Here is a 3,621-nt window from a genome sequence, read left to right as displayed (position 1 = left end):
TGATGTCCGGCGCCGGCGAGGTGCGCTTGAGGATATTGCAGATCCGCAGCAGCAATTCGCGCGGCTCGAACGGCTTGGAGACATAGTCATCGGCGCCGAGCGACAATCCCTCGATGCGATTGTCGGCCTCGGCGCGCGCCGTCAGCATCACGATCGGCACCTGCGAGGTCAGGCGGATCGAGCGCGCCAGATCGAAGCCGGTCTCGCCCGGCATCATCACGTCGAGGATCAAGAGATCGAAGTTGAGGCCGGCGAGCTTGGCGCGGGCGTCGCGCACGCTTTGCGCCGTGGTGACCCGATAGCCCTCGGAGGCGAGGAAGCGCGACAACAGATCGCGAATACGGCGGTCGTCGTCGACGAGCAGCAGATGCGGCGCGTCGTCGGCGGGGCGGACGGGCTTCTTCGCCAAAGTAGCAAGCTGGATCACGTTGCGATGTCCTTCACGCTGGCGTCGCCCTGCAGGATCGTCTGAAGTACTTTGTCGGGATCGTCACGGTCGATCATGGCGCGGAGGAATTTCCCCACCGCCTCGCCGCCACCCGGACCGAGATCGCGCAGCGCGTGGGCGATGCGGTCGGTCTGCAGCCGGGCCAGTTTCTCCACCAGCGCCTCGCCCTTTGCGGTGGCGAAAAGAAGGCGCTGGCGGCGGTCGCTGTCGCCGGCTTTCTGCACGATGTAGCCCTCGTCGAGCAGCTGCTTCAGCACCCGGCTGAGCGACTGCTTGGTGATGCGCAGCACGTCGAGCAGATCCGCCACCGTCAGCCCTGGATAGCGGCAGACGAAATGCACCACGCGGTGATGCGCCCGGCCGAAGCCGAAGGTCTCCAGCACATGGTCGGCATCGCCGACGAAGTCCCGATAGGCGAAGAACAGCAGCTCGATGATGTCCCAGCGCGGCTCATCGGGGCCTGCCTGACGGGCCGCGGATGGCCGTGTGGCAACGGCAGGGCCGCCCACAGGGTCTTTGAAATTTATGTCAGCCATGTTGACATATACGGTCTTTATGTTACAAAACCGCCAGCCAAGACGAAATATTCGACTATACGGCTTGCGGCTTCGACCCTTGCAGTCCGATAAGGAATGCGACGCGGCGGCTGGCGTGCAATGGTCGGACGGCTCGGCCGAAACATAGCGGACTTCGCGCTTTCCGCCAAAGCATGTCTCCCGGCGCGCCCGGGAGGCCACCCCTCACGGTGGCGGGCATTGCGTGCCCGTCCCGACGACGACGGCCACCCGCGTGAGGCGCGCCGATCAGGAGACAGATCGATGGGAATCTCGTTCGACAAGGCCGACGGCTCACTGTGGCTGGACTTCGCCATCAAGCCCTGCGCCAACCCGCTGCCGGAAGCGGAGCGCGCCGCCAAGCTCGCCAATCTCGGCTTCGGCCGCGCCTTCACCGATCACATGGCGATCGTCCGCTACGACTCGGCCAACGGCTGGAGCAACGCCTGCGTCGACGCGCGCGCCAATTTCTCGCTCGATCCGGCGACCGCCGTGCTGCACTACGCGCAGGAAATCTTCGAGGGCCTGAAGGCGTATAAGCGCGCCGACGGCGGCGTGAACCTGTTCCGCCCCGACGCCAACGCGCGCCGCTTCCGCGACAGCGCCGACCGCATGGCGATGCCGGCGGTGCCCGAGGCGGTGTTCGTCGAGGCCGTGGAGCAGGTCGTGAAGATCGACCGCGACTGGATTCCGGGCGGCGAAGGCAGCCTGTATCTGCGCCCGTTCATGATCGCCAGCGAAGTGTTCCTCGGCGTCAAGCCGTCGGCGGAGTACATCTTCGCGGTGATCGCCTCGCCGGTCGGCTCGTACTTCAAGGGCGGTCCGGCCCCGGTGTCGATTGGGTGTCGGAGAATTACACGGGGGCCGCCATCGGCGGCACCCGCGCGGTGAAGTGCGGCGGCAACTACGCGGCATTGCTGCGCGCCCAGGCGGAAGCCATCGACCGGGGCTGCGACCAGGTGGTGTTCCTCGACGCGGTGCAGCGCAAGTACATCGAAGAGCTCGGCGGCATGAACGTGTTCTTCGTGTTCGAGGACGGCTCGCTGTCGACGCCGCCGCTCGGCACCATCCTGCCCGGCATCACCCGCGACTCGATCATCGCGCTGGCCCGCGAAGCCGGCCGTACCGTCCGCGAGGAGGCCTACACGATCGACCAGTGGCGCGCCGACGCGGCCAGCGGCAAGCTCAAGGAAGCCTTCGCCTGCGGCACCGCGGCGGTGATCTCGCCGATCGGCAAGGTGTGCTCGGCGAGCGGCGACTTTGAGATTAGCGGTGGCAAAGCCGGCGAAGTCGCGATGGGCTTGCGCCAGCAGCTTGTTGATATCCAGTATGGACGGGCGCCGGATACGCATAAGTGGATCCGGAAGGTGTTTTGAGGGGCGCTTAGTTCGAGCAACGCCCCTCACCACGAGTCATTCCGGGGCGCTCACGCAGTGAGCGAACCCGGAATCTCGCCTTCGCAACAACATCGAGATTCCGGGTTCGCGCTACGCGCGCCCCGGAATGACGGGGAAAGCCTAACCTCTCCCGCTTGCGGGAGAGGTCGGCTCGGCGTAGCGCAGCGAAGCCGGGACGGGTGAGGGCCACGGCGGTGCGGCGAGTAGCAGGCTCACTGCCTGCGTCGCCCTCACCCCAGCCCTCTCCCGCAGGCGGGAGAGGGAGCGCGTTGTGCTTGGGGCGCGCGCCGTGCGCTACACTCCAACTACCTCCGTCCGAACAGCTTCTCGATGTCGGTCAGCGTCAGTTCGACGTAGGTCGGACGGCCATGGTTGCATTGGCCGGAGTTGGGGGTGGCTTCCATTTCGCGGAGCAGCGCGTTCATCTCTTCGGGCTTGAGCACGCGGCCGGCGCGGACCGAGCCGTGGCACGCCATGGTGGCGGCGACGTGCATCAGGCGGCGCTCCAGCGGCAGCGCTTCGTCCCATTCGGCCATGTGCTCGGCGAGATCGCGCAAAAGCCCGCCCGCGTCGGTCTTGCCGAGCAGCGACGGCGTCTCGCGCACCGCCACGGCGCCGGGACCGAAGCTTTCGATCACCAGGCCGAACTTCGCCAGCTCCTCGCCGCGCGCAACTAAGCGTTCGACCGTCGCCTCGTCCATCTCGACGATGTCGGGGATCAGCAGGATCTGGCGCTGCACGCCGTTCTGCTCGAGCGACGCTTTCAGCCGCTCATAGACGATGCGCTCGTGCGCGGCATGCTGATCGACGACAATCAGGCCGTCACGCGTCTGCGAAACGATATAGGTTTCGTGGATCTGCGTCCGCGCCGCGCCGAGCGGGCGGTCGAGCAGATCCGGCGCGATCTCGTGCGGACGGATATCGGCGCTCGGCGCGCCGACGTCGAACCCCGCCTGCGAAGGCTCGGCGAACGACGGCACCGCACTGCCGCCGACCGGATAGGACGGCGAACTTCGCCAGTCCCAGTTCGCCGCCGGCATCGACATCGGCCGGAAATTCGAGATCACGCTGCTGGCGCTGTTGGCAGCGGTGCGGCGGCCTTCGCGCGCCAGCCCGTCCTTCAGCGCGTGCACGATCAGGGCGCGGACCAGGCCGGCATTGCGGAAGCGACTTCGGTCTTGGCCGAATGAACATTGGCGTCGACTTCGCGCGAGTCCAGCGT

General features: G+C 66.7%; 2 protein-coding genes and 2 pseudogenes. 1 reads left to right on the top strand and 3 read right to left on the bottom strand.

Annotated features, from left to right (window positions below; genetic code table 11):
- A partial coding sequence (locus I5M_RS14135; RefSeq protein ID WP_031336378.1) for a response regulator transcription factor occupies positions 1-427 on the bottom strand: 427 nt, incomplete at its 3' end.
- Entirely contained in the window at positions 424-984 is a 561-nt protein-coding gene (locus tag I5M_RS14130; protein ID WP_031336376.1) for a MarR family winged helix-turn-helix transcriptional regulator, read from the bottom strand. The genes I5M_RS14130 and I5M_RS14135, both read right to left, overlap by 4 nt.
- A gap of 282 nt (positions 985-1,266) precedes the next feature.
- On the opposite strand from I5M_RS14130, the pseudogene I5M_RS29780 reads away from it, so the two are divergent.
- A pseudogene (locus I5M_RS29780) lies at positions 1,267-2,378 on the top strand (branched-chain amino acid aminotransferase).
- A 326-nt stretch (positions 2,379-2,704) separates the two neighbouring features.
- Here I5M_RS29780 and I5M_RS29775 read toward each other — a convergent pair.
- A pseudogene (locus I5M_RS29775) lies at positions 2,705-3,621 on the bottom strand (DNA mismatch repair protein MutL); the annotation flags it as partial.

The organism is Rhodopseudomonas sp. B29, from assembly GCF_000333455.1.
In the GTDB taxonomy this organism is placed as follows: Bacteria; Pseudomonadota; Alphaproteobacteria; order Rhizobiales; family Xanthobacteraceae; genus Rhodopseudomonas.
The sequence above is the reverse complement of the archived record's forward strand: the minus strand, read 5'-3'. Positions and strand labels throughout refer to the sequence as shown.